At 43.1% G+C, this 26534-nt stretch carries 32 protein-coding genes; 3 read left to right on the top strand and 29 right to left on the bottom strand.

Annotated features, from left to right (window positions below; translation table 11 throughout):
• Positions 1 to 45: 45 nt before the first annotated feature.
• The 10 genes from rpoS to L1286_RS15885 form a co-directional block, all read right to left on the bottom strand.
• Positions 46 to 1032 (bottom strand): RNA polymerase sigma factor RpoS, encoded by a 987-nt coding sequence (gene rpoS / locus L1286_RS15930; protein ID WP_235408038.1) that lies wholly within the window; start codon positions 1030 to 1032, stop codon positions 46 to 48.
• Positions 1033 to 1084: 52 nt separating this feature from the next.
• A complete protein-coding gene (locus tag L1286_RS15925; RefSeq protein ID WP_235408037.1) occupies positions 1085 to 1933 on the bottom strand; it encodes a peptidoglycan DD-metalloendopeptidase family protein in 849 nt (282 codons plus the stop codon).
• An 80-nt stretch (positions 1934 to 2013) separates the two neighbouring features.
• Positions 2014 to 2652, bottom strand: coding sequence for a protein-L-isoaspartate(D-aspartate) O-methyltransferase (locus L1286_RS15920; protein WP_235408157.1), 639 nt, complete (start codon positions 2650 to 2652; stop codon positions 2014 to 2016).
• A gap of 5 nt (positions 2653 to 2657) precedes the next feature.
• On the bottom strand, positions 2658 to 3407 hold the full coding sequence (gene surE / locus L1286_RS15915; RefSeq protein ID WP_235408036.1) for a 5'/3'-nucleotidase SurE: 750 nt from the start codon (positions 3405 to 3407) through the stop codon (positions 2658 to 2660).
• The gene (gene truD / locus L1286_RS15910) at positions 3404 to 4441 is read right to left on the bottom strand and encodes a tRNA pseudouridine(13) synthase TruD (RefSeq protein ID WP_235408156.1); all 1038 of its coding nucleotides are present in this window, start codon (positions 4439 to 4441) and stop codon (positions 3404 to 3406) included. Before truD ends, surE begins: the two co-directional genes overlap by 4 nt.
• 16 nt (positions 4442 to 4457) lie before the next feature.
• A complete protein-coding gene (ispF, locus tag L1286_RS15905) occupies positions 4458 to 4934 on the bottom strand; it encodes a 2-C-methyl-D-erythritol 2,4-cyclodiphosphate synthase (protein ID WP_235408035.1) in 477 nt (158 codons plus the stop codon).
• Position 4935: 1 nt separating this feature from the next.
• Entirely contained in the window at positions 4936 to 5631 is a 696-nt protein-coding gene (ispD, locus tag L1286_RS15900) for a 2-C-methyl-D-erythritol 4-phosphate cytidylyltransferase (protein WP_235408034.1), read from the bottom strand.
• On the bottom strand, positions 5624 to 5908 hold the full coding sequence (ftsB, locus tag L1286_RS15895; protein ID WP_235408033.1) for a cell division protein FtsB: 285 nt from the start codon (positions 5906 to 5908) through the stop codon (positions 5624 to 5626). The genes ispD and ftsB overlap by 8 nt, the downstream gene beginning before the upstream one ends.
• Positions 5909 to 5961: 53 nt before the next feature.
• Positions 5962 to 6591, bottom strand: coding sequence for a hypothetical protein (locus L1286_RS15890; RefSeq protein ID WP_235408032.1), 630 nt, complete (start codon positions 6589 to 6591; stop codon positions 5962 to 5964).
• Positions 6592 to 6674: 83 nt separating this feature from the next.
• On the bottom strand, positions 6675 to 7157 hold the full coding sequence (locus L1286_RS15885; RefSeq protein ID WP_235408031.1) for a DUF2947 family protein: 483 nt from the start codon (positions 7155 to 7157) through the stop codon (positions 6675 to 6677).
• 87 nt (positions 7158 to 7244) lie between these two features.
• On the opposite strand from L1286_RS15885, the gene L1286_RS15880 reads away from it, so the two are divergent.
• From L1286_RS15880 to L1286_RS15870, 3 genes are all read left to right on the top strand, one after another.
• A complete protein-coding gene (locus tag L1286_RS15880) occupies positions 7245 to 7466 on the top strand; it encodes a DUF1653 domain-containing protein (RefSeq protein WP_235408030.1) in 222 nt (73 codons plus the stop codon).
• 65 nt (positions 7467 to 7531) lie between these two features.
• Positions 7532 to 8365 carry an AAA family ATPase gene (locus L1286_RS15875; RefSeq protein ID WP_235408029.1) on the top strand — a complete coding sequence of 278 codons (834 nt, stop codon included), beginning with the start codon at positions 7532 to 7534 and terminating at the stop codon, positions 8363 to 8365.
• On the top strand, positions 8365 to 9549 hold the full coding sequence (locus L1286_RS15870; RefSeq protein ID WP_235408028.1) for a vWA domain-containing protein: 1185 nt from the start codon (positions 8365 to 8367) through the stop codon (positions 9547 to 9549). The genes L1286_RS15875 and L1286_RS15870 overlap by 1 nt, the downstream gene beginning before the upstream one ends.
• A gap of 63 nt (positions 9550 to 9612) precedes the next feature.
• Here the strand turns inward: L1286_RS15870 and L1286_RS15865 are convergent, their stop codons facing one another.
• The 19 genes from L1286_RS15865 to L1286_RS15775 are packed head-to-tail and all read right to left on the bottom strand — an operon-like array spanning position 9613 to position 25761.
• Positions 9613 to 10836, bottom strand: coding sequence for a beta-ketoacyl-ACP synthase (locus L1286_RS15865; RefSeq protein ID WP_235408027.1), 1224 nt, complete (start codon positions 10834 to 10836; stop codon positions 9613 to 9615).
• Entirely contained in the window at positions 10836 to 11561 is a 726-nt protein-coding gene (gene fabG / locus L1286_RS15860) for a 3-oxoacyl-ACP reductase FabG (protein ID WP_142046907.1), read from the bottom strand. Before fabG ends, L1286_RS15865 begins: the two co-directional genes overlap by 1 nt.
• Positions 11561 to 12013 carry an ApeP family dehydratase gene (locus L1286_RS15855; protein WP_235408026.1) on the bottom strand — a complete coding sequence of 151 codons (453 nt, stop codon included), beginning with the start codon at positions 12011 to 12013 and terminating at the stop codon, positions 11561 to 11563. Before L1286_RS15855 ends, fabG begins: the two co-directional genes overlap by 1 nt.
• Positions 12000 to 13184: a beta-ketoacyl-ACP synthase gene (locus L1286_RS15850; RefSeq protein ID WP_235408025.1), complete on the bottom strand. Its 1185-nt coding sequence runs from the start codon at positions 13182 to 13184 to the stop codon at positions 12000 to 12002. Before L1286_RS15850 ends, L1286_RS15855 begins: the two co-directional genes overlap by 14 nt.
• Before the next feature lie 9 nt (positions 13185 to 13193).
• Positions 13194 to 13772: a DUF3261 domain-containing protein gene (locus L1286_RS15845; RefSeq protein ID WP_235408024.1), complete on the bottom strand. Its 579-nt coding sequence runs from the start codon at positions 13770 to 13772 to the stop codon at positions 13194 to 13196.
• On the bottom strand, positions 13760 to 14998 hold the full coding sequence (locus L1286_RS15840) for an NAD(P)/FAD-dependent oxidoreductase (protein WP_235408023.1): 1239 nt from the start codon (positions 14996 to 14998) through the stop codon (positions 13760 to 13762). Before L1286_RS15840 ends, L1286_RS15845 begins: the two co-directional genes overlap by 13 nt.
• Positions 14995 to 17241 (bottom strand): hypothetical protein, encoded by a 2247-nt coding sequence (locus L1286_RS15835; protein ID WP_235408022.1) that lies wholly within the window; start codon positions 17239 to 17241, stop codon positions 14995 to 14997. Before L1286_RS15835 ends, L1286_RS15840 begins: the two co-directional genes overlap by 4 nt.
• 22 nt (positions 17242 to 17263) lie before the next feature.
• A complete protein-coding gene (locus tag L1286_RS15830) occupies positions 17264 to 17818 on the bottom strand; it encodes a LolA family protein (RefSeq protein ID WP_235408021.1) in 555 nt (184 codons plus the stop codon).
• Positions 17815 to 18246 carry an acyl-CoA thioesterase gene (locus tag L1286_RS15825; RefSeq protein ID WP_142046900.1) on the bottom strand — a complete coding sequence of 144 codons (432 nt, stop codon included), beginning with the start codon at positions 18244 to 18246 and terminating at the stop codon, positions 17815 to 17817. Before L1286_RS15825 ends, L1286_RS15830 begins: the two co-directional genes overlap by 4 nt.
• A complete protein-coding gene (locus L1286_RS15820) occupies positions 18236 to 19780 on the bottom strand; it encodes an HAL/PAL/TAL family ammonia-lyase (RefSeq protein ID WP_235408020.1) in 1545 nt (514 codons plus the stop codon). Before L1286_RS15820 ends, L1286_RS15825 begins: the two co-directional genes overlap by 11 nt.
• Positions 19781 to 20740: an LpxL/LpxP family acyltransferase gene (locus L1286_RS15815; RefSeq protein ID WP_235408019.1), complete on the bottom strand. Its 960-nt coding sequence runs from the start codon at positions 20738 to 20740 to the stop codon at positions 19781 to 19783.
• Positions 20737 to 21486: a glycosyltransferase family 2 protein gene (locus tag L1286_RS15810; RefSeq protein WP_235408018.1), complete on the bottom strand. Its 750-nt coding sequence runs from the start codon at positions 21484 to 21486 to the stop codon at positions 20737 to 20739. Before L1286_RS15810 ends, L1286_RS15815 begins: the two co-directional genes overlap by 4 nt.
• Positions 21487 to 21843 carry an ApeI family dehydratase gene (locus L1286_RS15805; protein WP_142046896.1) on the bottom strand — a complete coding sequence of 119 codons (357 nt, stop codon included), beginning with the start codon at positions 21841 to 21843 and terminating at the stop codon, positions 21487 to 21489. It lies immediately after the preceding gene.
• The gene (locus tag L1286_RS15800) at positions 21836 to 23200 is read right to left on the bottom strand and encodes an AMP-binding protein (RefSeq protein ID WP_235408017.1); all 1365 of its coding nucleotides are present in this window, start codon (positions 23198 to 23200) and stop codon (positions 21836 to 21838) included. Before L1286_RS15800 ends, L1286_RS15805 begins: the two co-directional genes overlap by 8 nt.
• Positions 23193 to 23747, bottom strand: a complete 555-nt coding sequence (locus tag L1286_RS15795; protein ID WP_235408016.1) for a hypothetical protein — start codon at positions 23745 to 23747, stop codon at positions 23193 to 23195. Before L1286_RS15795 ends, L1286_RS15800 begins: the two co-directional genes overlap by 8 nt.
• A gap of 5 nt (positions 23748 to 23752) precedes the next feature.
• Entirely contained in the window at positions 23753 to 24001 is a 249-nt protein-coding gene (locus L1286_RS15790; protein WP_142046893.1) for an acyl carrier protein, read from the bottom strand.
• Between the two features lie 2 nt (positions 24002 to 24003).
• Complete coding sequence (locus L1286_RS15785) at positions 24004 to 24270, bottom strand: phosphopantetheine-binding protein (RefSeq protein ID WP_142046892.1); 267 nt, start codon at positions 24268 to 24270, stop codon at positions 24004 to 24006.
• Positions 24263 to 25039 (bottom strand): lysophospholipid acyltransferase family protein, encoded by a 777-nt coding sequence (locus L1286_RS15780; protein WP_235408015.1) that lies wholly within the window; start codon positions 25037 to 25039, stop codon positions 24263 to 24265. The genes L1286_RS15785 and L1286_RS15780 overlap by 8 nt, the downstream gene beginning before the upstream one ends.
• Positions 25036 to 25761, bottom strand: coding sequence for a beta-ketoacyl synthase chain length factor (locus L1286_RS15775; protein ID WP_235408014.1), 726 nt, complete (start codon positions 25759 to 25761; stop codon positions 25036 to 25038). Before L1286_RS15775 ends, L1286_RS15780 begins: the two co-directional genes overlap by 4 nt.
• Between the last annotated feature and the right edge of the window lie 773 nt (positions 25762 to 26534).

Raw genomic sequence — 26534 nt, 5'->3', positions numbered from 1 at the left:
AAAGTGCCACCTATGCTCTTAAAGCATTGGTTTTATGGGTAAAGATTAAAGCTGTTCAAATAGGCTATCTGTGCTTAAACCTTCATGCTGTAAAATATCTTTGAGACGACGCAGTGCTTCAACTTGAATCTGCCTTACCCGCTCACGGGTTAAACCAATCTCTCGACCTACATCTTCCAATGTCGATGGTTCATAACCGAGTAATCCAAATCTGCGTGCTAAGACTTCTCGCTGTTTAGGGTTAAGCTCACCTAACCAGTCAACTATGTGGCGATTGATATCTTTATTTTGTACTTCACTCTCCGGTTCATAGCCTCTTTCATCAGCGATGATATCAAGCAGTGCTTTATCGTTGTCGCCACCGATTGGTGTGTCAACAGAGGTGATTTTTTCATTTAGGCGAAGCATCTTGCTCACGTCTTCAACCGGCTTGTCGAGACACTCTGCAATTTCTTCAGCTGTAGGTTCGTGATCTAGTTTTTGCGTCAATTCTCGTGCAGTTCTGAGATATACGTTTAACTCTTTCACGACATGGATAGGTAGACGAATAGTTCTGGTCTGATTCATAATCGCCCGCTCGATGGTCTGCCTTATCCACCAAGTAGCGTAAGTCGAGAATCTAAAACCTCGTTCTGGGTCAAATTTTTCGACTGCTCTAATTAACCCTAAGTTACCTTCTTCGATGAGGTCGAGCAGTGCTAGTCCCCGATTATTATAACGGCGTGCAATTTTAACAACCAAACGTAAATTACTCTCAATCATTCTCTTACGAGAGGCTTCACACCCTTTCAGGGCTTTGCGCGCAAAATATACTTCTTCTTCAGCGCTCAGTAATGGAGAGAAGCCAATCTCACCGAGATACAATTGGGTTGCGTCTAAATTTTTAACCGTCTCATCCTTCGCAAAAAGCTCTTCTTCATTATCTATATCTTCAAGAAGTTCTTCACTAGGACCATCTTCAGAGTCAACCCCGCTAAATTTATCGTCTAATTCCGGGTTCACTTTACTTTTCTGTTTTGCTGTTTGAGCCATAAGCATCCTCCCAAGCGAATAAGTGATAGTGTTCCATCAATACGTCGATACGCTATTTTCTGGGCAGATACCTCATTGGGTCCACTGACTTTCCTCGATATCTTACTTCAAAACGCAAAGCAACCGAGCTCGAGTCCGAATTCCCCATTTCGGCAATCTTCTGCCCCACTTTAACCTGCTGCTGCTCTCTTACTAGCAATTTGGAATTGTGGGCATACGCGCTAAGATAATCATCGGTGTGTTTCAAGATGATTAAATTGCCATAGCCTCTTAATGCACTCCCTGCATATACAACAATGCCGTTTGCCGCAGCTTTTATCGATGTCCCTGTTTTGTTAGTGATCTGTATTCCCTTGTAGCCATTTTCTTTTATAGAAAAGCGTTTTGTAACTTTACCTACTGCGGGCCAATGCCAACGTACCTTTTTATTCAACAAAGTACTGGTGTCATTGGTTTTTTTATTGGCTTGCTTTTGAACATACTCTCGTTGCGAGGGGGGATCAAGCTCTTTTTTCGACAACTTGTTATTTAAAGGTTTATTATTTGTATTGTTTTTGATTTTTGACGGTGAAATTTTGCGCGATTTATTTGCTTTTTTAGGATAGGCTAATAATATTGTTTGACCTGGGTAGATTGTGTAGGGGGGCTTAATATTATTGATTTTAGCAACTGTGCGTACATCTTTACTTGCACTGAATGCAATGGCAAACAAAGTATCGCCTTTTTCCACCTTGTAACGGTTATTTTTAATATGAATTTTTTTTGACGAAGTTGTCTTACCTTTACTTAGATTAACCACTGGTGCAGGTTTGTGAACAGACGTACATGCACCTAAAGTAAGACAGAGTAACCCTATTGTAATACAGTTTGTTTGTCTCACCCTTACACCACCAAAATCCATAGTCGAGTTCGTTACACGCTTTAAAAATAACTAAGAAAAGTCAAATTTATCAGGGTTCATCAAATTTTTCTTCATTTATTTTACGTTATCGGTCCAGCCACCAAGGGGACAAATCGCACAGGTGCCAGCGCCTGCTGAGTAATTTTTCCCTGGTGGTTAATGAACAATGTCAGTATTTGTTCTTCTACGCCCAGAGGTATCACCATAGCCCCTCCATCTGCCAATTGACCAAGTAATGCTTCTGGGACCACTGATGCTGCGGCTGTCACGATAATACCATCAAACGGTGCTTTAGATTGCCAGCCCTGCCAACCATCCCCATGCTTCATGGATACATTGTACAGATCCAATTGGTGCAATCGTCTTTTGGCTTGCCACTGCAACGATTTAATCCGCTCTATACTGAACACATTGTCAAACAACTTGGCAAGCACCGCTGTTTGATAACCAGATCCCGTGCCCACTTCAAGCACATTACCGGTCACGCCTAACTGCTTTAACACTTCAGTCATTTTAGCCACAATATATGGCTGAGAAATCGTTTGCCCTTGACCGATGGGTAAGGCCGTATTTTCGTATGACTTGTGTTTTAAGATATCATCAACAAATACATGCCTTGGTATTTCAGCAATACTTTGTAGCACCGCTTCATCCTGTATCCCAGCGGTTCTGAGATGCGCAGCGAGCTTATCGGCACTGCGTTGGTAGTTATTGAGCAATGGCATTACTCCTGCTCAGAAAGCCAAGTAGTAAGGCCGTCAATGCTATCATGCGCGGTCATATCTACAGTCAAAGGGGTAATTGATGCGTAACCTTGGTTTATGGCAAAAAAGTCCGTTCCCTCACCAGCATCGCTTTCAGATCCCAGAGAACCATACCAGTATATATCTCGATGCCACGGATCCCGTTGCTTCGTCATTGTATCGGCTTTATGGCGCGCTCCTAGACGCGTAACTTTGATCCCTTTTAGGTCATCTAAGGGGATATCAGGCACATTTAAATTGATAATTTGATCCTTGGGTAATGGGTGGCTACCCAAAGCTTTTATAATTTTAACGGTTACCGCTGCCGCAGTTTCATAATGCGCTTCTTTTTTGGAACAAAGTGATACGGCAATGGCAGGCAACCCCAAATGACGCCCTTCAGCAGCGGCAGCAACCGTACCAGAGTAAAGCGTGTCGTCGCCCAGGTTCGCGCCATTATTAATACCTGCAACAACTAAATCAGGTGCACACGCCATCAACTGATTCACACCGAGATGTACACAGTCAGTGGGTGTTCCGTTAACAGAAATAAAGCCGTTTTCTAATTCTGTTGTACGCAATGGGTTAAGTAGTGTTAATGAGTTACTTGCGCCGCTGCAGTTTCTATCAGGCGCAACCACTGTTACATCAGCAATTGTACTTAACGCGTTATATAACGCTTCAATACCTTTTGCATTCACACCATCATCATTGCTCAATAAGATTTTCACTCTTCCAGATCTCCGGTATTGTTTTTCTCAACCAAACTCACATCTTTGTGATTAATTAGTTCTCTGAGTACGGATGTGGCATAGCAGCCCTTTGGCAATTCAAAAGCCAATTTAATCGCATTATTCTGCATGGATTCTAACTTTAGTTCTTTGGGAATAACACGTAAGCTGCGGCGCTCATTTTTTAATCCTAAACTAGCGAGTCCCTGATGCCAACTTTCATACCTTTCGAGCCACTCACGTTCTAGTGCAGTGAGTCCTTTATCTCCTTTGCCAACTAAAGGAGCGGATAATAGAATATCTTCTCGATTTAAACGCGCTACAATTTCGTCGTTTAAATCATCTTCAAAAAATGCATTACTACCGGCTAACAAAAAGACTTCTCTGTGCCACGTTTTGGCCAACCCATGTTCTTTTACTCGCCTAGAAACGATCTGATTGAAAATATACGAGCGTGCAGCTGAAATAACAATCCCCCGTAACTTCTTGTCACGAATATGCTCTCCACCAAACAAACGCTCGGCCATCACAAGGTTATGGCCGTCATGCCCAAACCGCTGCTCGGCAAAATAGTTTGGTACCCCTTGGCGTACCGCATTGATGCGTGATAATACATCCAAAGGCTCAGAAACGTTACGTAGAGTGATGATAAAGCGATTACCACGGTGACAACCAGTTCTTAGCTTGCGGTTGTGCCTCACCTGCTTGATGACCACAATAGAGTCGCTGTTTAACTTAGAGAATTCTATGTGTGTTTTTATTGGCACAGGCACACTAAACCACTGAGTGCACACACCATGGCGATCCTTGAGGCCCGCATAACTCACATCACGTGGAGAAACGCCAGCTAGTTGCGCAATTTTTTTTGCCACAAAAGCGGTATTTTCACCACGCTTTATAATTTGCACACAAACATGCTCACCTTCGCCTGTAAACTCGATATCCAATATCTCTTCGACAACAAAGTCTTCTGGGGCATGCTTAAAATCACCGTCTGAGAGCGGTTTACCATACAGGTAATTTAAGGAAGAGATGGCTTCAATCACATTCTTATTCCTTAAACAATAATACAACGGCGTGGCTTGAGATCCCCTCTTTGCGACCCTCAAAGCCTAGTTTTTCCGTCGTCGTTGCCTTCACATTGACTTGGTCGAGCTCAACTTGACAATCAGCGGCTAAGTTTGCTCGCATAGCATCAATATGAGGGCGCATTTTTGGCGCCTGTGCCACTATCGTCACATCAATATTACCAACACGATACCCCAACTCTGCAACATGGGTCATGACTCGACGCAACAATATACGACTGTCGATATTTTCAAATTCATTGTCTGTGTCAGGAAAATGCTTTCCAATATCGCCCAACGCTAACGCCCCGAGCAACGCATCACAGAGTGCATGAACGGCCACGTCACCATCCGAGTGGGCGACAAAACCTTGCTGATATTCTATGTTTTCGCCACAAATCACCAAAGGCCCCTGGCCACCAAATTTGTGCACATCAAAACCATGACCAATTCTAAACATATTAACTACTCTTTTGTTGTTGGCTCATTAAAAAACATGCCAAAGCATGATCTTCTGGCGTGGTAATTTTTATATTATCAGAGCGACTCGGTACTAACCTTACCGGTTTACCCTGAAGCTCCATCGCTGATGCCTCATCGGTAATTGGCACGCCGCGTTGCAATGCAGTTTCGAGTGCGTATAGCAACTCTTCGAACATAAAAAGTTGTGGGGTTAATGCTTGCCAAAGCGCATCACGAGGCACTGTTTCTTCACTATATTGCCCACCTCGTTTAATCGTGTCTTTTACTTTACTAGCAAGAATGCCCCCTTCATTATTTGACACACATTGAGCGATTAACCTTTCAATATCTTTGGGGTCAACCAGCGGTCTCGCGGCATCATGCACCAGCACCCATGAAGGAGGGTTAGCAGCCATGGCTCTCAGCGCGTTTAATACCGAATTTGCTCGCTCTTTACCACCGTCAACACGTAACACGTCAAGGTGATCAATCACCAGCTCGCAATAGTACGCATCGTCTGGGCTAATCGCCACATAAGTCCGCTCTATTTGCGCAACGCTCGCTAGTTTTTCTAATGTATGCTCAAGGATGGTTTTACCGTTAATTTTTAAGTATTGCTTAGGGTGATTGAGCCCCATTCTTGCGCCAACACCAGCAGCTGGTACCACTGCTGCAATTGAAATAGATTTATTCATTTTGTTTCTTTGGTAATACACGAATGAAGGTTTCGTTAGGTTTGATCATACCGAGCTCATGTCGAGCTCGTTCTTCAACGCCCTCTAAGCCCAGCTTTAAATCTTCAATATCCGCTTTTAATAATTTGTTTCTTTTGAGCAATTCCGCATTCATTTCTTGGTGTTTGTTAACTGTTTCAGTTAGTCGCCGATAGTCTTGCAGGCCATTGTGGCCAAACCAAAGTTTGTATTGAATGTAGACACACAGACAAAACAGCGCAAGTTGGAATAAACGCATAATTCAATATCCTAGAGTATGAACTGTGTAGTCTCGTCGCCTGAATGCGATTATTAACCTGACACTATTTTCTTTTTAGTCACATTGGGCCAATTGATACTGCTTGCTAAGAGCATCTCCCTTAACCCAAGTAATCTTGGTGTTGCTATTTTATGATAATGCCAACGATGTCCACAACAGGCAGCGGTCATTAAAGCTTTATTTGGCTTCAGAAGCTTAGACTTCGATGATTCTTGACTCTTTCCAGAGAAATCAAACCAACCAAATTCGTTGCAATGCACACTTTGTGACTTTACCTGATCGATCATATCAATATAAATACCAGTCTCGTGTTGCACTTCCTGTACAATTGGTACAACTAACCCGACAACTGCATTGTTGTGGTAATACGTGTTTATGACCGAAGATTCTTGTAAAGGTTTCTTTTTTTGTGTCGCAATCCAACATCCGTTGTGGCTATCTAATTCAAGCGGTACTTCACCCAATACAATATGTGTGGCAGCACGCTCGACATAGTAAGGTAAACTTTGTAAAACCCGCTTCAAACGAATAGGATCTGGCTCGTTCACCAGAGTGCTTATTTCTCTGGTGTAAAATACATTAACAAGCTCGGCAAAAATAAGCCTCGAAGCTTCATCTTGCCAGATCGTCGTTTGCTGCCTGCTAGAGTGGTATTTTTCCAAAGCTCCTCCTTAGTGAGGATTTTATAACACGGCATTGCAACTAAATACAGCCAATCTGGCAAAATTACACAGCAGATTTATCGCTAGTTTCCTTTTGGTCTTTGGCCTAATTTAGCTTCGCCTGATTCCAAAAACTGTACAGCAGCATCACGTTTTTTACCCAACAAAAGACTCCCATCCACTAAAAACATGAAGTTTTGCCAACATCGCTTAAAAACACCAAATTGAGTTTCAATGACATGTTCCCTCGATAGGCAAAAATAGACAGTGGTATTGTCTTCCCAATTGAGATATTGAGAGATTGGTTCCGGCAATTGCTCTGCGCCTTCTTCCCATGTTTGCTCCCAATCCACAACCTCTTCCCAATTTTCCTCTTTCCCCACCCAATCATTCGGCGTAAAAAAATCTGGGTGATCTTGCTCTCGGCTAACCATAGTACTCCATAGCACGGCTGCGCGCTGGGCCGTCATCGGTTTAATCTGATCCAAGTCAGACTCCGCAATAGGTAAATCTTGATGACGAAAAACCCACGCTTTCTTGAAATCGCTTAGCGCAATATAATTCATGTCTTAAAACCTTATCTCATAGATAGACGAGCATATTGGCTCGTTTTTAATTACGCCAATTATACCCAGCCACATAAGGACACAACAATGCCTAACGAACTTAAAAAGGGAATATACCGCCACTACAAAGGTAAAGAATATAAAGTGCTATTTATCGCAACCCACAGTGAGCGTGAAGAAACACTTGTCATATATCAAACTTTATATGGCGATTTTGGACACTGGGCAAGGCCTCTCGACATGTTTGTTGAAGAAGTGGTTGTCGAGGGGAAAGCCCAACCCCGGTTTCAATATTTACGAGAAGAATGATATTTGATAGTAAAATTAAAAATGTGGCAAACTGATACCATTATCTCATCAGACCACAATTAAATATGTTCAAAGGCACCGATAAATATATCGCAACAACGGCATTACAACAGGCGGTCAATGCCGCCATACTCCTAGAAAAGCCACTCCTAATAAAAGGTGAACCAGGCACCGGCAAAACACTTTTAGCAGAAGAGCTTGCACAAAGCTTAGATACTGAACTGATACAATGGCATATAAAATCAACCACTAAAGCGCAACAAGGCTTGTATGAATATGACGCAGTGTCTCGACTGCGAGATAGCCAATTGGGTGATGAACGTGTTCATGACGTCAATAACTACATTATTAAAGGCAAGCTGTGGCAGGCTTTTTCTGCAAACAAGCGCCCTGTTTTACTGATCGACGAAATAGACAAAGCCGATATCGAGTTCCCGAACGACTTACTGCTTGAGCTGGATAAAATGGAGTTTCATGTTTATGAAACACAACAGCAAGTGAAAGCAGATATCAGGCCCATTGTTATCATCACCTCAAACAATGAGAAAGAATTGCCAGATGCTTTTTTGCGTCGGTGCTTTTTCCACTATATCGACTTTCCTACTCCCCAAGAGATGACAGCCATTGTTGATGTGCATTTCCCAGATATAAAATCACAGCTGCTTACACAAGCACTCGAGGTATTTTTTAATTTACGTGACACGCGTGGTCTTAAAAAGAAACCAAGTACCAGTGAACTATTGGATTGGCTAAAGCTATTACTCGCTGAAGATATTGATGCAAAGACACTCCATAATAAAACCCACCAAGGTGGACTAATGCCGTTATTCGGCGCACTGCTAAAAAATGAGCAGGATGTTACCTTAGTAGAAAAGCTCGCTTTTATGAGTAAAAGATAATGCTCATAGCATTTTTATTTACCTTAAGACGCCATGGTATTCAGGCGAGTCTCAGAGAGCTATTAGATTGCCTCGCAGCGCTTGAGAAAGGACTCTGCTTTGGCAGCCTAGAGGACTTCTATACTCTTAGCAAAGTGATTTTTGTCAAAGATGAGACTTTGTTTGATAAGTTCGATCGGGCTTTTGCCGATTACTTTCAAGGCGTTGAACAAGTCGACATAGCCAATGCACTCCAACAGCAAGCTCTTCCCTCTGACTGGTTGAGAAAAGAATTTGAGAAACAGCTTAGTGAACCTGAGAAAGCCAAGCTCAAAGCCTTAGGGGGCCTAGATAAACTCATGGAGACATTAAAACGTCGCCTTGAAGAACAACAAAAAAGGCATGCTGGCGGTAATAAATGGATAGGCACTGGCGGCACCTCCCCCTTTGGCGCCTATGGCTATAATCCTGAAGGCGTTCGAATAGGTCAACATGAAAGCCGCCACCGGCAAGCGGTGAAAGTATGGGACAAGCGACAATATAAAAACCTAGATAAAGATGCTGATCTTAGCAGTCGCAACATGAAACTGGCGATCAAACAGCTTAGAAAGTTTGCGCGCAGTCATGAAAGTGAAGAGCTTGATTTAAACAACACCATTGAAGCAACCGCCAAACAGGGGGGGTTGTTGGATGTTAAAATGGCACCACAGCGACATAACGCGATCAGTGTACTGATGTTGTTTGATATCGGTGGTTCAATGGACGACCATATCCAAATTTGCGAACAGCTTTTTAGTGCCGCCCATTCAGAGTTTAAACACTTAGAGTTTTACTATTTTCATAACTGTGTGTATGAGCATGTCTGGCAAGACAATGAACGATTAAACGATTCTATGCTCGATACCTATCAACTCATCAATAAATTTGGTAAAGATTACCGGTTAATATTTGTCGGTGATGCAACCATGGGACCTTATGAAATTACCTACCCTGGTGGCAGTGTTGAGCATTGGAATCAAGAGCCGGGTAGCGCATGGTTGCAACGTCTTACCGCTCACTTTGACAAAGTTGCGTGGCTAAATCCACAGCCAAAAGAATATTGGCATTATTACCAGTCGATAGGACAAATTGACAGATTGATGGAAAAACGGATGTACCCACTCACACTCGAAGGCATTGCTCAGGCAGTTAAAACTCTCACCTAGCGTCATAATAGTGCATAGCCCGCAGGGTATCACCACGGGCTAAAAGGACAACAATAAGTACAATTACGTTGTGTATTTTTTGAAAATCAGCGACGTATTGATACCACCAAATGCAAAGTTATTCGACATAACGTAATCCATATTTCGTTCTTCCCCCTGTCCGGTCACATAGTGCAGTGGTGCACAGTCAGGATCCGCTTCAGTGAGGTTAAGTGTTGGCGCACACCAACTGGAATTAAGCATATTGATACACGCCCACGCTTCGATTGCGCCACATGCTCCTAAGGTATGTCCGAGATAGCTTTTTAACGAGCTGATCGGCTTTTCACCAAATACGGCAAATGTTGCGTGTGACTCAGCAATGTCACCCCGATCAGTTGCCGTACCATGGGCATTCACATAACTGATTTGCTCAGGTTGCAATTGCGCATCACGTAAAGCCAAACGCATGGCTTCTTCCATAGTGACTGAAGTCGGCTGCGTAATATGTTGGCCATCCGAATTAGTACCAAACCCAACCACTTCAGCTAAAATAGTTGCCCCTCTCGCCTTGGCAAACTCTAATTCTTCGAGAATGAGTGTTCCTGCACCTTCCCCTATCACAAGGCCGTCTCGAGCTTTATCAAATGGCCTTGGAGTATTTTCAGGTGCAAGCTTTGTCGATGTCGCATATAAGGTATCAAACACCGCAGCGCCAGAAACGCACAATTCTTCAGCGCCACCAGCAATCATGACTTTTTGACGTCCAGACTGTATCGCCTCATAGGCGTAGCCAATCCCCTGAGAGCCTGATGTACACGCTGAGCTTGTGGTAATCACGCGACCCTTAGCCCCAAAAAATACACCGATATTCACCGCAGTTGTATGGGCCATCATTTGGATGTAACTGGTTGCTGTAATGCCCGACATATCTTTATCACTAAGGAGCTTGCCAAACTCTACCGTGGGTGCTGTCGACCCAGAAGATGACCCATAGGAAACACCAGTGTCACCATTGGTTAAGCTTTCATGTCCCAACAAGCCAGCTTGCGTCAGCGCTTGTTCCGTGGCAACCGTTGACATGAGCGCCACACGCCCCATCGAGCGGATCATTTTACGTTTATAATGTTTTGGCTTTTCGAAGTCTACGACTGGTGCGGCAACTTGAGTGTTTAATTCAGCCACTTCTGCCCACTCAGGCATCTGCTTAACAGCACTTTGGCCCTTCTGTAGGTTGGCTTTGAAACTATCCCAGTCTTGACCCAATGCAGTGATCGCAGACATGCCAGTGACAACTACACGCTTCATTAAACCAGTCCACCATTAACAGAAATAACTTGGCGCGTAATATAACCTGCACCATCAGACATCAAGAATGCCACGGTCGCAGCAACTTCTTTTGGCTGCCCTGCCCTGCGCATCGGGATCAGCTTTTTAATTTCATCGATTTCTGCCCCCTCTGTCATGTCCGTTTCAATCAATCCAGGGGCAACACTGTTGACCGTTATTTTTCTTTTCGCTAGCTCTAAGGAAAGAGCTTTTGTAGCACTTATAACACCGCCTTTTGCCGCACTATAGTTTACTTGTCCTCGGTTGCCAGCAATACCCGAGACCGAGGTGACAGTGATGATACGGCCACCTTTGCGCATTTGGATCATTGGCATTAGTACTGGGTGAACGACATTATAAAAACCATCTAGTCCGGTACGGATCACACTGTCCCAGTCATCGTCAGTTAATGCAGGAAAAGCGCCATCACGCGTAATGCCCGCGTTGCAAACGACTCCATAGTACGCCCCAAACTCTTCGATATCATTCAGCAGTGCCGCTTTGGCTGCTTGGCGATCACACACATCAAATTGCAATACAGTTACATGACGCCCCAATGCTTCCAACTCACTTTTAAACGCCTCAGCCATGGCCAAATTGCTACGGCAATGTAGCGCAATATCATACCCCTGCTGTGCTAGTTCAAATGCGATAGCTTTGCCAATTCCTCGGCTAGAGCCCGTAACTAAAATTCTTTTTTGCATTATTGCCCCTTGATAAAACCCTGTGGATCGTCAGGCTGGAAGACATTCACTTTCGCTTCCGCCAACAATTCGCCATTGTACTTAATTTTACAATCAAATACACCAAGACCACTTTCTTCTTTGTGTAACTCCTCGACACTCACAACAAGATGCTGAGCTAGTTTAAAGTAAGGTGTATGGGTCTTGTATTTTCTCGATCCCAATAAAAAGCCAATATCTACGGTACCGCCACTATCTAGTGCTTTTGCCCCCTCATAAGCCGCAACCATTTGTGCCATGTACTCAATGCCGACATAACTTGGCACGCCTTTTTCTGACATAAATGGAGAGTCTGACGTAATGCGAACCATACCTGTTGCCATGCTGTCATCGTATTCAGACAACTCTGAGATTAATATCATGGGGTCTCGATGGGCGATAAGCTGTTCTATGCCATAGCTATTCTTTTTCATTATATACTCCTAGAATCAGGCTGATATTGTTTCCACCAAATGCAAAAGAGTTACTTAAACATAGCTTAGGTTGGGTATAATGCGTTGCTTCCACGAGCGAAATTTGAGGCAAATTCATATCCCTTGGTTTTGTCATTTTATGTAGTGGCAATGGTGTTTGCGGGTCATCAAGCAGTAGCCAGCAAAGCCCGGCTTCTAATGCCCCTGCCGCACCGAGTGTGTGACCAGTGAAACGCTTAGTTGAACTCGTGCTGACCTTGTTAGCAAACATATCAAATACTGCTTTTGATTCCATCTCATCATTTTTTACGGTGCCCGTACCGTGCAAATTAACGTAGTCGATGTCAGATGCTCGGCACTGCGCCATTTCAATGGCTTGCTGCATCGCTGATATTGCTCCCGCACCACTGGGATCGGGCGCAGAGATGTGATAAGCGTCGGAGCTCTCACCGGCACCAAGGAGTGCAATTTTACTTGTCTGCTTTGACATAATGAACAACGCAGCCGCTTCCCCAATATTGATGCCGTCACGTTCCTCTGCAAATGGTTCACACAATGAAGCGGACACAGATTCCAATGCATCAAATCCATTCACCGTTAATCGGCACAGAGAGTCAACACCGCCGCAGATAACAATATCTGCCACACCACTATCTAGCAGCATATGGGCTGTCATCATCGCTTTTGCACTCGAGCTGCAGGCGGTAGAGATGGCATACACTGGCCCTAATGCACCTGTCAAATCGGCAATGAAATGGGCGGGGGCGACCAACTCTTGACACTGATAATCATACTGCTCTGGAAATTTTCCTTGCTCTTTGAAGTGCGAAGCCGCTTCTTCACCGCTCGCAACGCCCGATGTACTGGTGCCGATGACAACAGCAATACGTTTTTTCTCAACACCTTGGGTCAGCATCATGAACGTATTTTCAATTTGCGTATAAGCTAATTTAGCTAACGCATTGTTTCTAGTCTGATAGTGGCTTGGAAATGACGCTAAAGTAGGCAGTTCCTCACGCACCTTACCAACATATACGGGCTTCTCTGAGGTATGAAGCGCTGAATCTAAACTTAAATATTCTTGTTCTGGGTTGCTCAGCGCTTGTTTAATTTCACTCTGGCCACAACCCAGCGAGCACACAATTCCTAAATCATTTATAAATGAAGTCATAACCTTAACTCAATAGTCTAAGCTGCTAATCTCAATTTTGTATTTACGCTCTAGATTGACAAATGTGGTCTTTTCCAAAGATTTGCGTATCTCAATTATAGGTTGCCCATCGACGAGTAAAACTCGTTGGCGTTCATTACCCACTAGGGTTTCCGAAATATGAGCGCCACGAATACTCTGTTGAAGTAACCTAATTGGCCAATGTACCAACTGAATGTCAGCGATGACATACTCGGGCTTCACTTGAGGTAGCGCTATATAACTATGTAATTCATGCTGGCCATCATCGCGAAAAGTTTGTTCAAAAACAGGTAGTCCAGTCGTCGTCATAGCAACCATCGACATTTCACGTTGTTTAAACTCTAGCTGCACAATGAGCTCATTCACCTTACCGTCAACTTCAAACTGCAGTAGCTGAACAAGGTGTTTACCTTGCAGTGTTTCCGCAACTGAGCTCAGGGACATGGTCACACCTTTGGCTAGATAAACAGTCCCTTGGTCATGCACCTTCAAAGAGGTACAAGCACTCAGAACCATCATCATCAGGACAACACTGAGCGTTATTGGCAATGACTTTACATACGGCATAAGTCCACCAATACTTTCAGACGTCGCTCACTTTGTGCCACATAGGGGTTTTTCTCATCCCAAGCGTACCCTGCCAAAATCGAACAAATCATGCTTTTAACATTCGCATCTTGTTCATCGTAGAAAATAATATCTTGGAACTCAGCGGTATACCAAGCACTGACAAACGTCTTAAAGCAGTCCACGCCTTTGCGCAATGGCACTTCAAATTGAGTCTTAAAGTCTACTTTCTCCCCTTCAAGGTATTTGACTACCAGTGGAGAAATCAGACTGGCAGACTTGAGGGCTATCGTAACCCCCGAAGAAAACACAGGATCTAAAAACTCTCCCGCATTACCAAGCAATGCATAGTTCTTACCCGACAAGTGCGTCACATCTGCGCTGTACCCTTTAATGCTATTAACATCATTTGGCCATTCGGCCTGTTGTAACAAATGCGCAAGGTTAGGGGCAGAGTAAACATATTTTTTAAGCGTTTCCTGCTCAGTTAAACGCGCACAGAACTGTGTCTCTTTACCAACAACACCGATACTAGAAGTGCCATCCGAAAAAGGAATTAACCACAGCCAGATATCTGGCGACTCAGGATGAACGGTGATTAAAATTTTATTACGATCAAATTGATCGCATTGAATCTTGTCTGTGATGTGTGTAAAAAACGACTTTCTCGATGGAAAACAAGAAGGCCTTTCTAGATCGAGTAAACGCGGTAACACTCTCGCAAAGCCACTTGCATCCAAAAGAAACCGGCCTTGCAATTGGTAAGCTTCACCTTGCTCATTTAGCACATCTAGTACTGGCATATCAGATTCAACGTCAACTTTTTCCACGGCATGACCAAATCGAATATCCGCACCAAACTGCGCGGCTCCCTTCGCCAGCAAATGGTCGAAGTCAGCACGTTTAACTTGGTAGGTTGCAAATGGCCCTTCACTAAATTTCTTTTCAAAGTCAAAGCTTGTATAGCTGTCCAACTTTTGGAATGTCGCACCATCTTTGTATTGAAAGCCCAAGTGCTGTGCCGCGTCGTGGATTAAAGGTTCTAGGCCAGCTTCTTTGAGAAACGACATACACTGCGGTAGCAAACTCTCGCCAATTGAGAATCGCGGGAAATGTTGCTTTTCAATAATTGTCACTTGATAGCCTTGGCGCGCTAACATCGCACCAGTGGCAGCGCCTGCAGGGCCTGCGCCAATAATTATTACATCTGATACTTCTCGATTCATGCTTTCCTCTTTACGACTAACGGCGCGACAAAATATATACTTACGATGCCAATCATGATGGTATAACCAAAACTGTATATGGCTGGTGTTTGGCTAAATGACAGCATTCCAAATACAAATACTGATGAAAGGGCTGACAGTGATATTGCCAGTGCGGTGCTGCTCTCCTGACCACACTTCAGGTAAAAAATAAAATAATCAATGGCGAGTGCCACCAATAAGACCAACGCTAACAAATTAAATAGATTCAGGCTTCCCTGCAGTAATAACGAGCCTGACAAGCCAATTAAACAAGACAATAGTAACCAAAAACCACTCTTGACCGCCGACATGAGATCAAAGCGCACGCACAAAATAGCTAAAAATACACTGAGCGCAATAGCAAACCAAATCAACAGGCTGTGTCGCATTTCAAGTAACACTTGTGACAGTTGCTCTGCTTTATCAATACGAGCAGTCTGAACAAAATTTAAGAGCACCGTGTCAATGTCATGTTTTTCCGCGTGATTAATATATACCAAGCTAACATGATATCCATCGAGCTTTAGATATTGACTAGACAATAACTCACCCAGCTCTGATTCCAGCAATGTCTCCAAAGTCAAATTAGATGTCGTCCCTAACTCAATTGGGCGTCCCATCAATCCTGAAAGGGTCACAAAATCACCTCGGTTTTGAGCTTCTGTGAGAAGCGCGAGGTTTTTCTGCTGGCGAGATTTAGACGGCAGCCAATTGCTGATTGCTTGTGCTGTGACAGTGGGGGATTGTAATTTTAGCGCAGCTACAAGTGCTTCCTCTTTCTCCAGCAGCGCCTCTAAATCGGTTTCCCATAAAATTAAACGCTGGCTTTGGGTACCAAAATACCACTGCTGATGCTCGAACTCATTAACTCGTAACTCGTCACTACTTGCGTTTAGTAACGCTATATCGTCATTAAAGACTTGTTCATTGATCATAACCAGCGCAATAGACAGCAAACCAATTACGCATATTGTCACCCTTGTTTTAGCCCTTGAAGCATCTAAAATTGCAACCACTCCTTCCCCTAACCGATCTAGACGTGATTGACCAGCATATCGGCGCAGCATACTCGGGATGATAAATAAGGCACTGCACAGAGCTCCCACTAATCCAAATGCGATGAAGATACCGACTTGCTCCAAGGCCTCCATAGGCAACATCATAAATGCACAATACCCCGTCGCCGTTGATACACATCCCAGTTTAACTGCGCTACGCACATTGTGATAAGCGGCTAAATCATCTTGTTTTGTTGTCATCACATGAAAGCTGTAATCTATCGCGATTCCAATTAACGTGATAGAAAACACCAAGGTGATAACATGCACAGAGTCATACAACAATGACAAAGCCAGTAGACCAAAACATACCGCATTTAACTGCGTAACCAGTACTGCCAATAAAGCGCGTATACTTTTGAAAGACCACAATACAATTAAAACGATGAAGAATGCACTCACTCCACCGAGCCAACGCATTTCTTTGTCTGCTTGACGCATATTTTCAGCGGTATGAAAGGGGACCCCTGAGTAGCTTATGGACAGGTTTGAGTAGGCAGCTTCAACATCTGCCAGTGAATCTCTGACTGAATATACGATGTCTGTGGCTTCCTTCATGCTCCCTATGTCGGCTAACGGCAGAGACAACATCAAAACATACTGCTTAAGGTCGTCATTGACGACCAGACGTCCCGCTTCGACAGTCAACTTACTTGCCTGCTGCGCCAAAGCGGATTGCACAAATGAAGCGGTTGTTAGTGTTGGGTCAATAGGGAAGAATAACGGTGAAAACGGGTCAAAGGCACTGTTTAGCTTCGCCAGTGCCGCGTCTCCCAGAGAGCTGCCTTGCGCCAACATCTGACGAGACTCTTCAGTCAATAAGTAACCTTGATATGCACCAAATAGTTTCGCGATGGTTTCAAGTTCCGGAAAACTAGCATTGCCATATAGCCACCCTTTTTCGCCATAGTTTGTCCGGATTTCATCGTGAGCAGCTTTTGCATCTTCCCCACTAAAAGCAATGATCACATTATTTTTGTAACGTTGAAAAAATGCACTTTCTGCTTCATTTACAAATTCAATATCCTCACTGGGCAACAGTGAAAGTATATCCGCTTCAAGATGAACCTTTCCCTGCACGAGTAAGTAGACAAGGAACGAAACAGCCATGATTAACTGCGCAAGACCTAGCGGTAAATGAAGTTTCTTTGACAAATGTGGCATATATTACGACTAACTCTTTTTGTCATTTCGACGATGCAGACTGCAGATTAATGGCTGTCTTATTGTTTTTGCTATCAAAAAGCTCGATTCTATCAATAGCACCTTGACCACATAGCACAACTTTGTTCAGTGCTAAGCTCAAAGGCGCACTGTTTGGAGTCATTAAAATACAATTGAGGCGTTTATCTGGTGATAGGCTGAAAGTTTTTTCTAGTTCTTCAAACTCGCCTTGCAACAGAGAAAAAATCAATGTCGACATATCACCGCCCTGTGGTGTTGGCGTTTTTTCCCCTCGACTATTCACAGTATAAAGCGTCTCGTTTTCATACAACACTGCACTTTTAACGGGCATGAGAGTCTGCCAGATTAAACGCTGCCGATTAACCTCAAACTCTCCTTGGGACTTAAGAGGGTGCTTCAACACTTTGAAGTATTTCAGCTGCTCAAAACTCCCCGATAAAGGCAAAGTTGGGGCGATTAAATTTAATCGATTTGTAGCCTGTTGTGCCGTCAAAGCCTGGCCAAAAACGTCCAGGCTACAAAGCATCAACAGTATTGTAAATACTGCCTTAATCACGGTTCTATCGCTGCCTTTAATTTATCAACTAATTTCTGTGGCGTACCGAACTGCATTTCTTTTGTTTCTTTATCTACCGCAACTTGTGTTGTAGACCCTTTGGTCAATTTGCGGCCTGTCTCTTTGTCGGTTATTAAATAGTTGATTTTCAGACGTGTTTCGTACTCAACTAATTGCGCCAAAACACTGATTTTTTGACCAAACACGCAGGCACCAATAAACTTGGTCTGCATATCAATGATTGGCCACACATACCCCAGCTTCTCCATGTTGTTGTATCCAAAATTGAATTTGTCTAGTAGCTTACAACGCGCCACTTCAAAGTAGCGCGCATAATTACCGTGCCAAACCACATTCATTGGATCACAATCATGAAATGGGACTTCAATCTCAACATTGGCTTCTAGCAATACCTTTTTATTTCTCATAGAGCTTCCATTTTTGTCCTTGAATCGATGCGATTGTGTCTCTAAGCGTTTGCTCTAATGGCCTATCCTCGACCAATAACGGAAATGATGCGTCAATATCATCGTACATCTTACCAACACTTTCTTCTAAATCTTCGCGAGTCAATTGCCCTTGTGCAATCCTCAACCTTATTCCCTGTACCGCGGCAAGCAGCGTGCTTGCGACAACTTGCTCGGTCAGTTGTAATACTCGCAGTGCATCTCTTGCGGATATGGTGCCCATACTGACTTTATCTTGGTTGTGACACTCTGTTGAGCGAGAAAATACACTCGCCGGCATAGTCAGCTTGAGCGCTTCTGCTGTATATGCAGATGCACCAATTTGTACAGCCTTGAAGCCGTGGTTGATATACTTGCGCGCTTCACAGCTACCAGATAGGTTTGAAGGCAACCCATTGTTGTATCGGGTATCCACCAAAGAAGCTAGCTGTCTATCTGCTAAATCCGCTAAATTAGCAACAGCGGTTTTTAGTGAGTCCATCACCATCGCAATATGACCACCATAAAAGTGGCCCCCATGTAACACATGTTGGCCCACACCATCGATGATAGGATTGTCATTTGCCGAGTTAAGTTCATTTTCAATCGTAGTTTCGAAGAATGGTAAACTATCTTCCAATACCCCAATGACGTGAGGCGCACATCGAATTGAGTATCTATCTTGCAATCGTGGTGAGTTTCTTGGGTGCTCAACGTGACGCAAGTCCGAACGGATGCGTGCCGCCACTTTCTGTTGGCCCTGATGCGGTTTAACGCTAAACAAAATTTCGTCGAAATGGTGTGTATTACCTTGCAAAGCGATACTTGCCATAGACGTCACTCTCGTAGCAAGCTCACTTAAATATGCAGCACGATCGTGTGCGAGACAGGCCAAAGCAGTCATCACCGCCGTGCCATTCATGATCGCTAAACCTTCTTTAGGTCTAAGCGAAATAGGCTCCAACCCCACTTCCTGCATGACTGTCTTACTATTTTTGACCTCACCTTTGTAGAACACATCACGTTCTCCAACCAAGGCCCCTGCAATGTAAGAAAGTGGCGTTAAATCACCACTGGCTCCGACAGACCCTTCTTGAGGGATACGTGGAATAATATCTTGATTGATGAACTCACAAAGCAATTTCAGCATGGGCCAATCTACTCCAGAAAACCCTTGCGAAAGAGAAGCTAAACGAGCAGCCAAAATCGCTTTGCCTTGTTGTTCATCGAAATAATCGCCCAGACCACAGCCGTGAAAACGTGTTAAGTGCAAAGGTAGTTCGTTTACTAGGTCCAAAGGTATATCCACCGTAACCGAGTCACCGTACCCCGTTGTGACGCCATAAATGACGCCTTCTTCATCCAGCAAACTCTCAAGAAAGGCAACGGCAGAGTCAATCTTTTCTGCGAAGTGCTCATCGCCGCTCAATGCAACTGTCGTTTTGTCTTTCGCAATATCAACAATGTTTTTTATGGTAAGCTTGCTGTTACCAAAAGTGATGGTACTTTTACTCACTTATTTATCCTCTTTTGAGCTGACACGTTGAGCACTGTTGTCCCGCTGCCAGAAATCGTAAAAATTAAACCATTGGAATGGATACTTCATAGCATAATACTCCAGCCTAGCTGCATAACTTGCAATTAGGTCTGAAAGTACTTCTTGGCGCTGCTTGCGAGGTAATTTCAATTTGTCGGTGACATGTTCGATACACACCTTGAAATTACGACCTTCTTTAAAACAAAATAACCAGTATATTGGACATTCCAGCAGCGCTGCCAAAATAAATGGGCCTTGAGAAAATGGCGCTTCTTGCCCTAAAAAGGGCGAATAAATGACTCTTCCAGCAACAGACTGGCTCGTTCTGTCACCCACAATTACCACTATTTCACCTTGTTCCACTTTTTCCTTTAAAAGCATTGCGGTATCGGGACCGACATTTGAGACCTGAATCATATTAAGATCCACATCCTCTGCAACTTCCTTAAGCAACTGATTAAATTTGATTGCATGTTGCGTAAATACAAGCACATTAATTTTTGTACCGTAGCGGTCCTGGTTCATCGCTCTACATACTTCTAGATTCCCCAAATGAGAGCCGATAAAAATGGCCCCTTTGCCCTGCTTCGCGATATTTTCCATCGCATCTGGGTAGCTATAAACGATCTGTTTGTTACTTATATTCCCTAACCAGGCATCAAGCTTATCAAAAGCAGCATCAGCAAAAGTACAATAGTGTTTCAATACCGACATTTGACCATGGGCAATCTGATTATTGCTTTGATTTTCAGAGATCTTCGTCAAAAACTGTTTGGACGCCTTTCTGCCATTTTTATCTGTTAGATAAAAATAAAAAACCACAGGGAACAAACAAATCCAAAGCGGATATTTCCCGAGCGCTTTATATACGATGAGTAAGAAGCGCAATCCTAACAAGGAGCCTCGCTCACCAATTTGAGACCAATGTTTCTGACTCATGCTTTGCTAAAACTTCTTTTGATGAAACGGGCTAATAGATCAGGGCTTCTCCACAGCATGCCAAAACACAAGCGTGTGTGCATCCAGGATATCCTAATATTGTCATCTAACGCATTGAAATGAGAGAGGCCATTTTCTGGATAATGTACTTTTGTTGGCACAAACTTGAACGGTGTTTTTTGCCAGTAGAGCTTGACCATCACTTCGATATCAAAGTCCATTCTTTTGCCTAAAGCGCTGCGACTTGATAACCGGTCATAGGCTTCCAAAGGATAAACCCGAAATCCACACATCGTATCTTTCAACTCTCTAGAAAGGGTTTCCACACAGACCCAAAAATGCGTGATATAGCGCGCATAGTAACGGTGCTTAGGCACAGACTCATCATAAATAGGGCATCCCGAAATGAGAGTGTCAGGATTCGCCTTTGATAAAGACAAAAACACATCGATGTCTTGTAAATTGTGCTGGCCATCCGCATCAACTTGCAACGCGTGCGAAAACCCAAGCTCAATGGCTTTGTTCAACCCGGTTTGCACAGCCCCCCCTTTCCCTTGATTAAAGCGATGATGACACAAAACTACCATTGGGTTCTGTTGTGCAATTGTAAGCAATTGGGACTTTACAGATTCAGTGCTTGCATCATCTACCACAATAATAGGCAGTGAATACACACTTAATTTACTAATGAGACTGTCAAAACCATCAATATGGTTATAATTCGGAATAATAAAGCAATATTTCACCTACAGCTCCTCAAAAACAATGCGCCCAGATGCATGATTACCTTTCTCAGATTCATATTCGAAAACGACTTTAGTTGGTGATTTTTGGACCAGCCGTAAAGTAATAATACTATTGGGTACAATGACGTTTTGAAACTTTAATACCTGTATCTCTTCAACTTCTACTTCTGTGAGTTCAAACAGCGATCGAGCATAATATATCGCCCAATCCAGCTGTACCACACCTGCTAAAATAGGCGCATCAGGAAAGTGCCCTTGAAAGTAAGTGATCTGTTCAGTGACCTTAAGTGAGAGTGTCACTTTGCTTTCTTCTTTCGTCACATTAAGTACTTCAGGGCGCGTAGTAAGGTTATTCAAAAAGTTTCTCCAATGCTGCTGCGGTGGTTTTTCCTTGGTTGTTTATAGGAAACTCTTCCACATACCGCCATTTTTTGGGTATACATATCAATTCAAATTTACTGGCTAAATGTTGCCTCAAAGCCTGATTGAGGCGACGCTTTGATTCGTACGCAGGTTTTTCTTGCTTTAAAACGACGACCGCTGCCAATGTGGTGCGTTTACCTTCGAGCAATATTACCTTGCAAGACTGCACCCATGCATGCGCCTCGAGAGTGCGCTCTAAATCACTTAAGTTAACCCGCTTTTCTTCCACTTTTACCGTGCGGTCGATACGACCTAGCAATTTAAATTGGCCGCTTGCATGGAGCGCGACCTTGTCATCCATTGCCAATGGCTGAAAATTCAAATAGGGGGATCGCAGCACTAACTGCTGAGTTTCTGCTTTAGCCGAAATCGACATTCCCCGGAACAACGTCCAAAGAGCATCTGGTCCATTGGTCTGTTTTCGGTGGGCAATACCGCCAGATTCTGTGCTGCCATAAATTTCACAAATTGAGAAACGCATCTGCGCATATAACTTGGTCGCAGTATCCTGCTCAAGTTTCCCCCCTGAAGAAAAGATATGGCAAAACCTATCAGCGCTTACACTAAGTACGTTATCATTGCATAAACGCTTCAAGAATGCGGGACTTGAAATCAATATACAATGCTGTTTTCCTGCTGTTTTTACCAGTGGAACAATGTGCTCTGGGTATTCCTTTGTAGGATAGATTTGCGCACCTAGTTTCATCGGTAGCAACAACCTAAATAGCAGACCATAGATGTGATAATGAGGCACTGTAGAAATAAACGTTTTCACAGATGACATATCAAAAGTCGTCAAAAGCGTGTCTAATTCAAGTTGTAGTGATTGCCAAGATTTTCTGATCTGTTTACTTTTGCCGGTGGACCCCGAAGTTGAAAAAACCACCGAACCGCAAAGAGGCCAATCGATATTATCCGACATGCGATTCAATTCAGAGTCCGGCAAACCATCCACCCATACTTTACTTCGAGCCATATCTCCAAGCGCATTACCACAAACTATATCTGCATGACTGGCGGCATCTTGTAATGTGCATGGCTGTGAGTTGTTGGGGAGTACAACTTCAAATTCATTGATTAAAAGCGCAAATAATTTGTAGCCAAAAGAATAAGGGGTGCTGTCAAACAAGACAGCTGTTAGCGTGGACTGGCCATCTAAGTTTTCTTTTACAAGTCTGAGCTTTTGGCTGTACAAGCAACAGTCTCGCCAGAATGACTCAGAAGATTTCACCTCCCCTAAATCAGATACAAAGGAAAAGTGCGTAGGTGTACAAATGGAGGATCTAATCATGTTGTTGTCTGACTTTAATTCTCACCAACCATTCGCCTATAAACAGAAGCCCCATTGCAATATATGCGATAAAGCCATTGTATAAAGTCCAAACCTCAATCGGCGTCATCAAAGCAGTATATAAAGAGACGAGCATATTAATTGCAAAAAAAGCGCACCACACTTTGGTCACCTTTTCAGTATACAAAACACCCTTGGGTGGCAAGTCAGGTTCACTGAGTCTTGCTAAGCGCTCTATAATACACGGCTTCCACCTCAAAGAGGCGCCAAATACAAGTAACAAGCAAGCGTTAATCACGACAGGATATAGCAACATCCCTAAAGGCAAATTCAGCGCAGAAGACAGGACTAGGAAACTTATTCCGACACCTAAAACACAATTAAACACTTTAGAGGTCGCCTTGCGCTGTAGCACTAGTTTTAATGCGAGCACACTTGCCAACACCATCGCTAGCACTTGAAAATTCAAGTGCTTCAATCCTACAAAGACTAATATAGGATACGCGATGGTCAAAATCGCAAGTATGACCCCAACAAATACTTTCAAGTGGTTTACTTACTTAGTAGCTTTTCCATTTCGTCAATGACGTCATTCACGGTTCTTACCTGCTTGAATGCTTCTGGGTCAATTTTCTTCCCCGTCATTTCACGTAATTTCACGACTAAATCGACAGCATCGATGCTGTCTAAATCCAATTCATCGTAAAGGTTAGCATCCGGCTTTATCGAGTCCTCTTCAATCTCAAACTCTTCAACCAAAATTGCGCTTAGCTTCTTAAATAAATCTTCTCTAGAACTCATTTTTAACCTTCGGTATTACTCGAAATAAAATCACATAAACTATTCACTGATGCAAAATGCTGTTTTGTATCTTCGCTATTTGCATCTATTTTCACGCCAAACTGCTTTTTAACGGCTAGCCCAAGTTCAAGCGCATCAATACTATCTAGCCCTAAACCATCAATGAAAAGTGGTTCATCATCAATAATTTCTTCAGGTGTGATATCTTCCAAATCGAGACTCTCGATTATCAGCTTTTTTACCACAACTCTTAAGTTTTCATCAGCCATTTATATTTAACTCCTGCTCGTACATATTCCACAAATCTTTAGTCAGCGCTCTAGAAGCAACACTCAGTGACGTGTGGTTGTATTTTTTGATACATAACTCCCTATTTAACTCCGTTAGAGAGAACTTAATTTTTTGCTCTGGGATGTGATACCACTTTTCTTTTTTAGTTAATGTAGTTGGGGTAACCTTAATTTTTAAAAGCGTAAGTGATGCATTGCAACGTAAAGCAATATTTGCCGCGCCGCGTTGAAAATTGTCTAAGATGCTGTCTTTATTAGTTCTCGTTCCCTCAGGGAAAATGATTAAGTTATTTCCCTGTTGTAGAGAATGCTGACAGTCTGAAATCAATAACTCGGGTTCACTATTACTGATGTAGCCAGTGCCCAGAATAACTCGCCGCATAAACGGGTTTTTTAATAAGTGCGCTTTTACAACGCAATCCGCATTTGGCACCATTGAAATCAGTACGACGACATCAATTAGCGAAGGATGGTTGGCCAAAATAAGGCTGCCTTTGAGGTTTTGTAGTTTCTCCTCAATATTAGCCTCAACTTTACACAAACCAAATACCATCATTACCTTTAAGAAAAACCTAAAACCAAGATGCACACTATATCTAGCAACTTGCTTTCGCTTTTCCAAATTACGATAGATTAAAGCCTGAATTGGAAAAACAATAAACGACAGAAAAATCCCGCCAAAGCCGAAAAGAGTAAATGATGCACCCGTCAATATTAAGCGACGTAAATAGCTCATACGTTTAATCATAATTTTTTAACTACCCAGCTCGTTCGCTCACTTGTCAGTATTAATTGCGGTTCTACTGAAGTAATCCATTCAGCAAAACAAAGGCTATGACAAGCGTTGCTTTTTCCATTCGTTGCGACGTCAGTTTCGTTCCTAAACGCCAGCTTTAAAGAGTCGTCATTACTTTCCGTACAAGCCGATAACTCTAAAGCCACCGTGTGTGCTGGTAATTCTTCATCAGAAAAACACTGGTAGTGATCCGGTAGCGCTTGGTCTACGTATATCAAGATAACTTTGTCTAATCGTTTACTATGAATCCGTATATAAGATTCAATAAGTGCCGATAAAAAAGTGTCCTTCCCAGCAGAAATTGCGGTTATGGGTATTTTTTTATTTTTAAATATTGAATACAGGCCAGATACAGCATTGTGTACAGATAGGCTAAAGGCTGTCGGTGACAACTCTTGCTTTGCAGCTAAAGTGTCGAGTAACTCACTTGTTTTATGAAAGTCACCGTGTCGGCTCGCAAAAACGAGTTCACAATTGGACCCCATTTGAGAATTAAGACGCTCGGAATCACTTTTATCTAATTGTAATAAACTACCCATAGCGAGTTTGGCAAAATAACTCAAGCGCCTCTTCTGCATCGGTTTGAGATCGCTCAGCAACTGCTTGAGGTCGATATTCCCTATCTGCGTGGGAGTAAGAATAAAATAATCGTCGACTGCTAATTCGAACTGCATCTGACGCTCCACTTTGAATACAACAATTCTGAACGGTATCTTCCATCAACCATTCACAAAGCGGGGATAATACATCAAATTAAATGAACTTTCTATCAAAAAAACACCAATCTCATGCATACCGTTACATTCGTTTACAATGGCCTAGGCAGCACTCATAACAAGAAATCACATTCATATGATTTTATTAATATTAAGCGGTTATTCTCGCAAATTTAGGGAAATGAGTAAGCCACATAAGCGCTTTTCTGAATACTATTCAGTACTTTTCACCAAGAGCGTTTTCCCAATTAAACCCAGGGCTATAGTGCAATTAAAGCAATAATAATGTGTAAAACGACATTGGCAAAAAGCGGGAATAGCTAAAAGTTATACGAATACTTTCTAGATGATTAGCTTGTGCATTGAACTTACATGCTTTGATTAATGGCGATGAGAAACCAAAGCTATGCTTCGCAGCTCGAAGAGGTGAGCACATGGGTGCGCGATAGAACCCAGCTTCAGAGATGAATAAAGTGCAAAAGGTTAGCGACAGCGAACACAGTGAGCACGCTTCTTTTGCGCAAGGTGAATGAGCTCGTTTAGCTGTTGCCGAGGGACTTAGACGAAAAAAAGCCCGACTCTTTCGGATCGGGCTTTCTTTTATTTGGCGCTTGGCGATGCCCTACTTTCATATGGGAAAGCCACCGCTGGCCGCCCCCACACTATCATCGGCTATCGTGCAAAAGGTTAGCGACAGCGAACACAGTGAGCACGCTTCTTTTGCGCAAGGT

This window comes from Pseudoalteromonas sp. SMS1, from assembly GCF_021530565.1.
Taxonomy (GTDB): domain Bacteria; phylum Pseudomonadota; class Gammaproteobacteria; order Enterobacterales; family Alteromonadaceae; genus Pseudoalteromonas.
The sequence above is the reverse complement of the archived record's forward strand: the minus strand, read 5'-3'. Positions and strand labels throughout refer to the sequence as shown.

Excerpts from the sequence above, each read along its gene's own strand:
- L1286_RS15780 (WP_235408015.1), bottom strand. The coding sequence starts at position 25,039 with ATGATTAAACGTATGAGCTATTTACGTCGCTTAATATTGACGGGTGCA.
- L1286_RS15785 (WP_142046892.1), bottom strand. The coding sequence starts at position 24,270 with ATGGCTGATGAAAACTTAAGAGTTGTGGTAAAAAAGCTGATAATCGAG.
- L1286_RS15850 (WP_235408025.1), bottom strand. The coding sequence starts at position 13,184 with ATGACTTCATTTATAAATGATTTAGGAATTGTGTGCTCGCTGGGTTGT.
- L1286_RS15880 (WP_235408030.1), top strand. The coding sequence starts at position 7,245 with ATGCCTAACGAACTTAAAAAGGGAATATACCGCCACTACAAAGGTAAA.
- L1286_RS15845 (WP_235408024.1), bottom strand. The coding sequence starts at position 13,772 with ATGCCGTATGTAAAGTCATTGCCAATAACGCTCAGTGTTGTCCTGATG.
- L1286_RS15855 (WP_235408026.1), bottom strand. The coding sequence starts at position 12,013 with ATGAAAAAGAATAGCTATGGCATAGAACAGCTTATCGCCCATCGAGAC.
- L1286_RS15840 (WP_235408023.1), bottom strand. The coding sequence starts at position 14,998 with ATGAATCGAGAAGTATCAGATGTAATAATTATTGGCGCAGGCCCTGCA.
- fabG (WP_142046907.1), bottom strand. The coding sequence starts at position 11,561 with ATGCAAAAAAGAATTTTAGTTACGGGCTCTAGCCGAGGAATTGGCAAA.
- L1286_RS15885 (WP_235408031.1), bottom strand. The coding sequence starts at position 7,157 with ATGAATTATATTGCGCTAAGCGATTTCAAGAAAGCGTGGGTTTTTCGT.
- L1286_RS15870 (WP_235408028.1), top strand. The coding sequence starts at position 8,365 with ATGCTCATAGCATTTTTATTTACCTTAAGACGCCATGGTATTCAGGCG.
- L1286_RS15925 (WP_235408037.1), bottom strand. The coding sequence starts at position 1,933 with ATGGATTTTGGTGGTGTAAGGGTGAGACAAACAAACTGTATTACAATA.
- L1286_RS15800 (WP_235408017.1), bottom strand. The coding sequence starts at position 23,200 with ATGATTAGATCCTCCATTTGTACACCTACGCACTTTTCCTTTGTATCT.
- L1286_RS15775 (WP_235408014.1), bottom strand. The coding sequence starts at position 25,761 with ATGCAGTTCGAATTAGCAGTCGACGATTATTTTATTCTTACTCCCACG.
- L1286_RS15815 (WP_235408019.1), bottom strand. The coding sequence starts at position 20,740 with ATGAGTCAGAAACATTGGTCTCAAATTGGTGAGCGAGGCTCCTTGTTA.
- L1286_RS15875 (WP_235408029.1), top strand. The coding sequence starts at position 7,532 with ATGTTCAAAGGCACCGATAAATATATCGCAACAACGGCATTACAACAG.
- L1286_RS15790 (WP_142046893.1), bottom strand. The coding sequence starts at position 24,001 with ATGAGTTCTAGAGAAGATTTATTTAAGAAGCTAAGCGCAATTTTGGTT.
- L1286_RS15835 (WP_235408022.1), bottom strand. The coding sequence starts at position 17,241 with ATGCCACATTTGTCAAAGAAACTTCATTTACCGCTAGGTCTTGCGCAG.
- rpoS (WP_235408038.1), bottom strand. The coding sequence starts at position 1,032 with ATGGCTCAAACAGCAAAACAGAAAAGTAAAGTGAACCCGGAATTAGAC.
- ispD (WP_235408034.1), bottom strand. The coding sequence starts at position 5,631 with ATGAATAAATCTATTTCAATTGCAGCAGTGGTACCAGCTGCTGGTGTT.
- L1286_RS15865 (WP_235408027.1), bottom strand. The coding sequence starts at position 10,836 with ATGAAGCGTGTAGTTGTCACTGGCATGTCTGCGATCACTGCATTGGGT.
- L1286_RS15825 (WP_142046900.1), bottom strand. The coding sequence starts at position 18,246 with ATGAGAAATAAAAAGGTATTGCTAGAAGCCAATGTTGAGATTGAAGTC.
- ispF (WP_235408035.1), bottom strand. The coding sequence starts at position 4,934 with ATGTTTAGAATTGGTCATGGTTTTGATGTGCACAAATTTGGTGGCCAG.
- ftsB (WP_235408033.1), bottom strand. The coding sequence starts at position 5,908 with ATGCGTTTATTCCAACTTGCGCTGTTTTGTCTGTGTGTCTACATTCAA.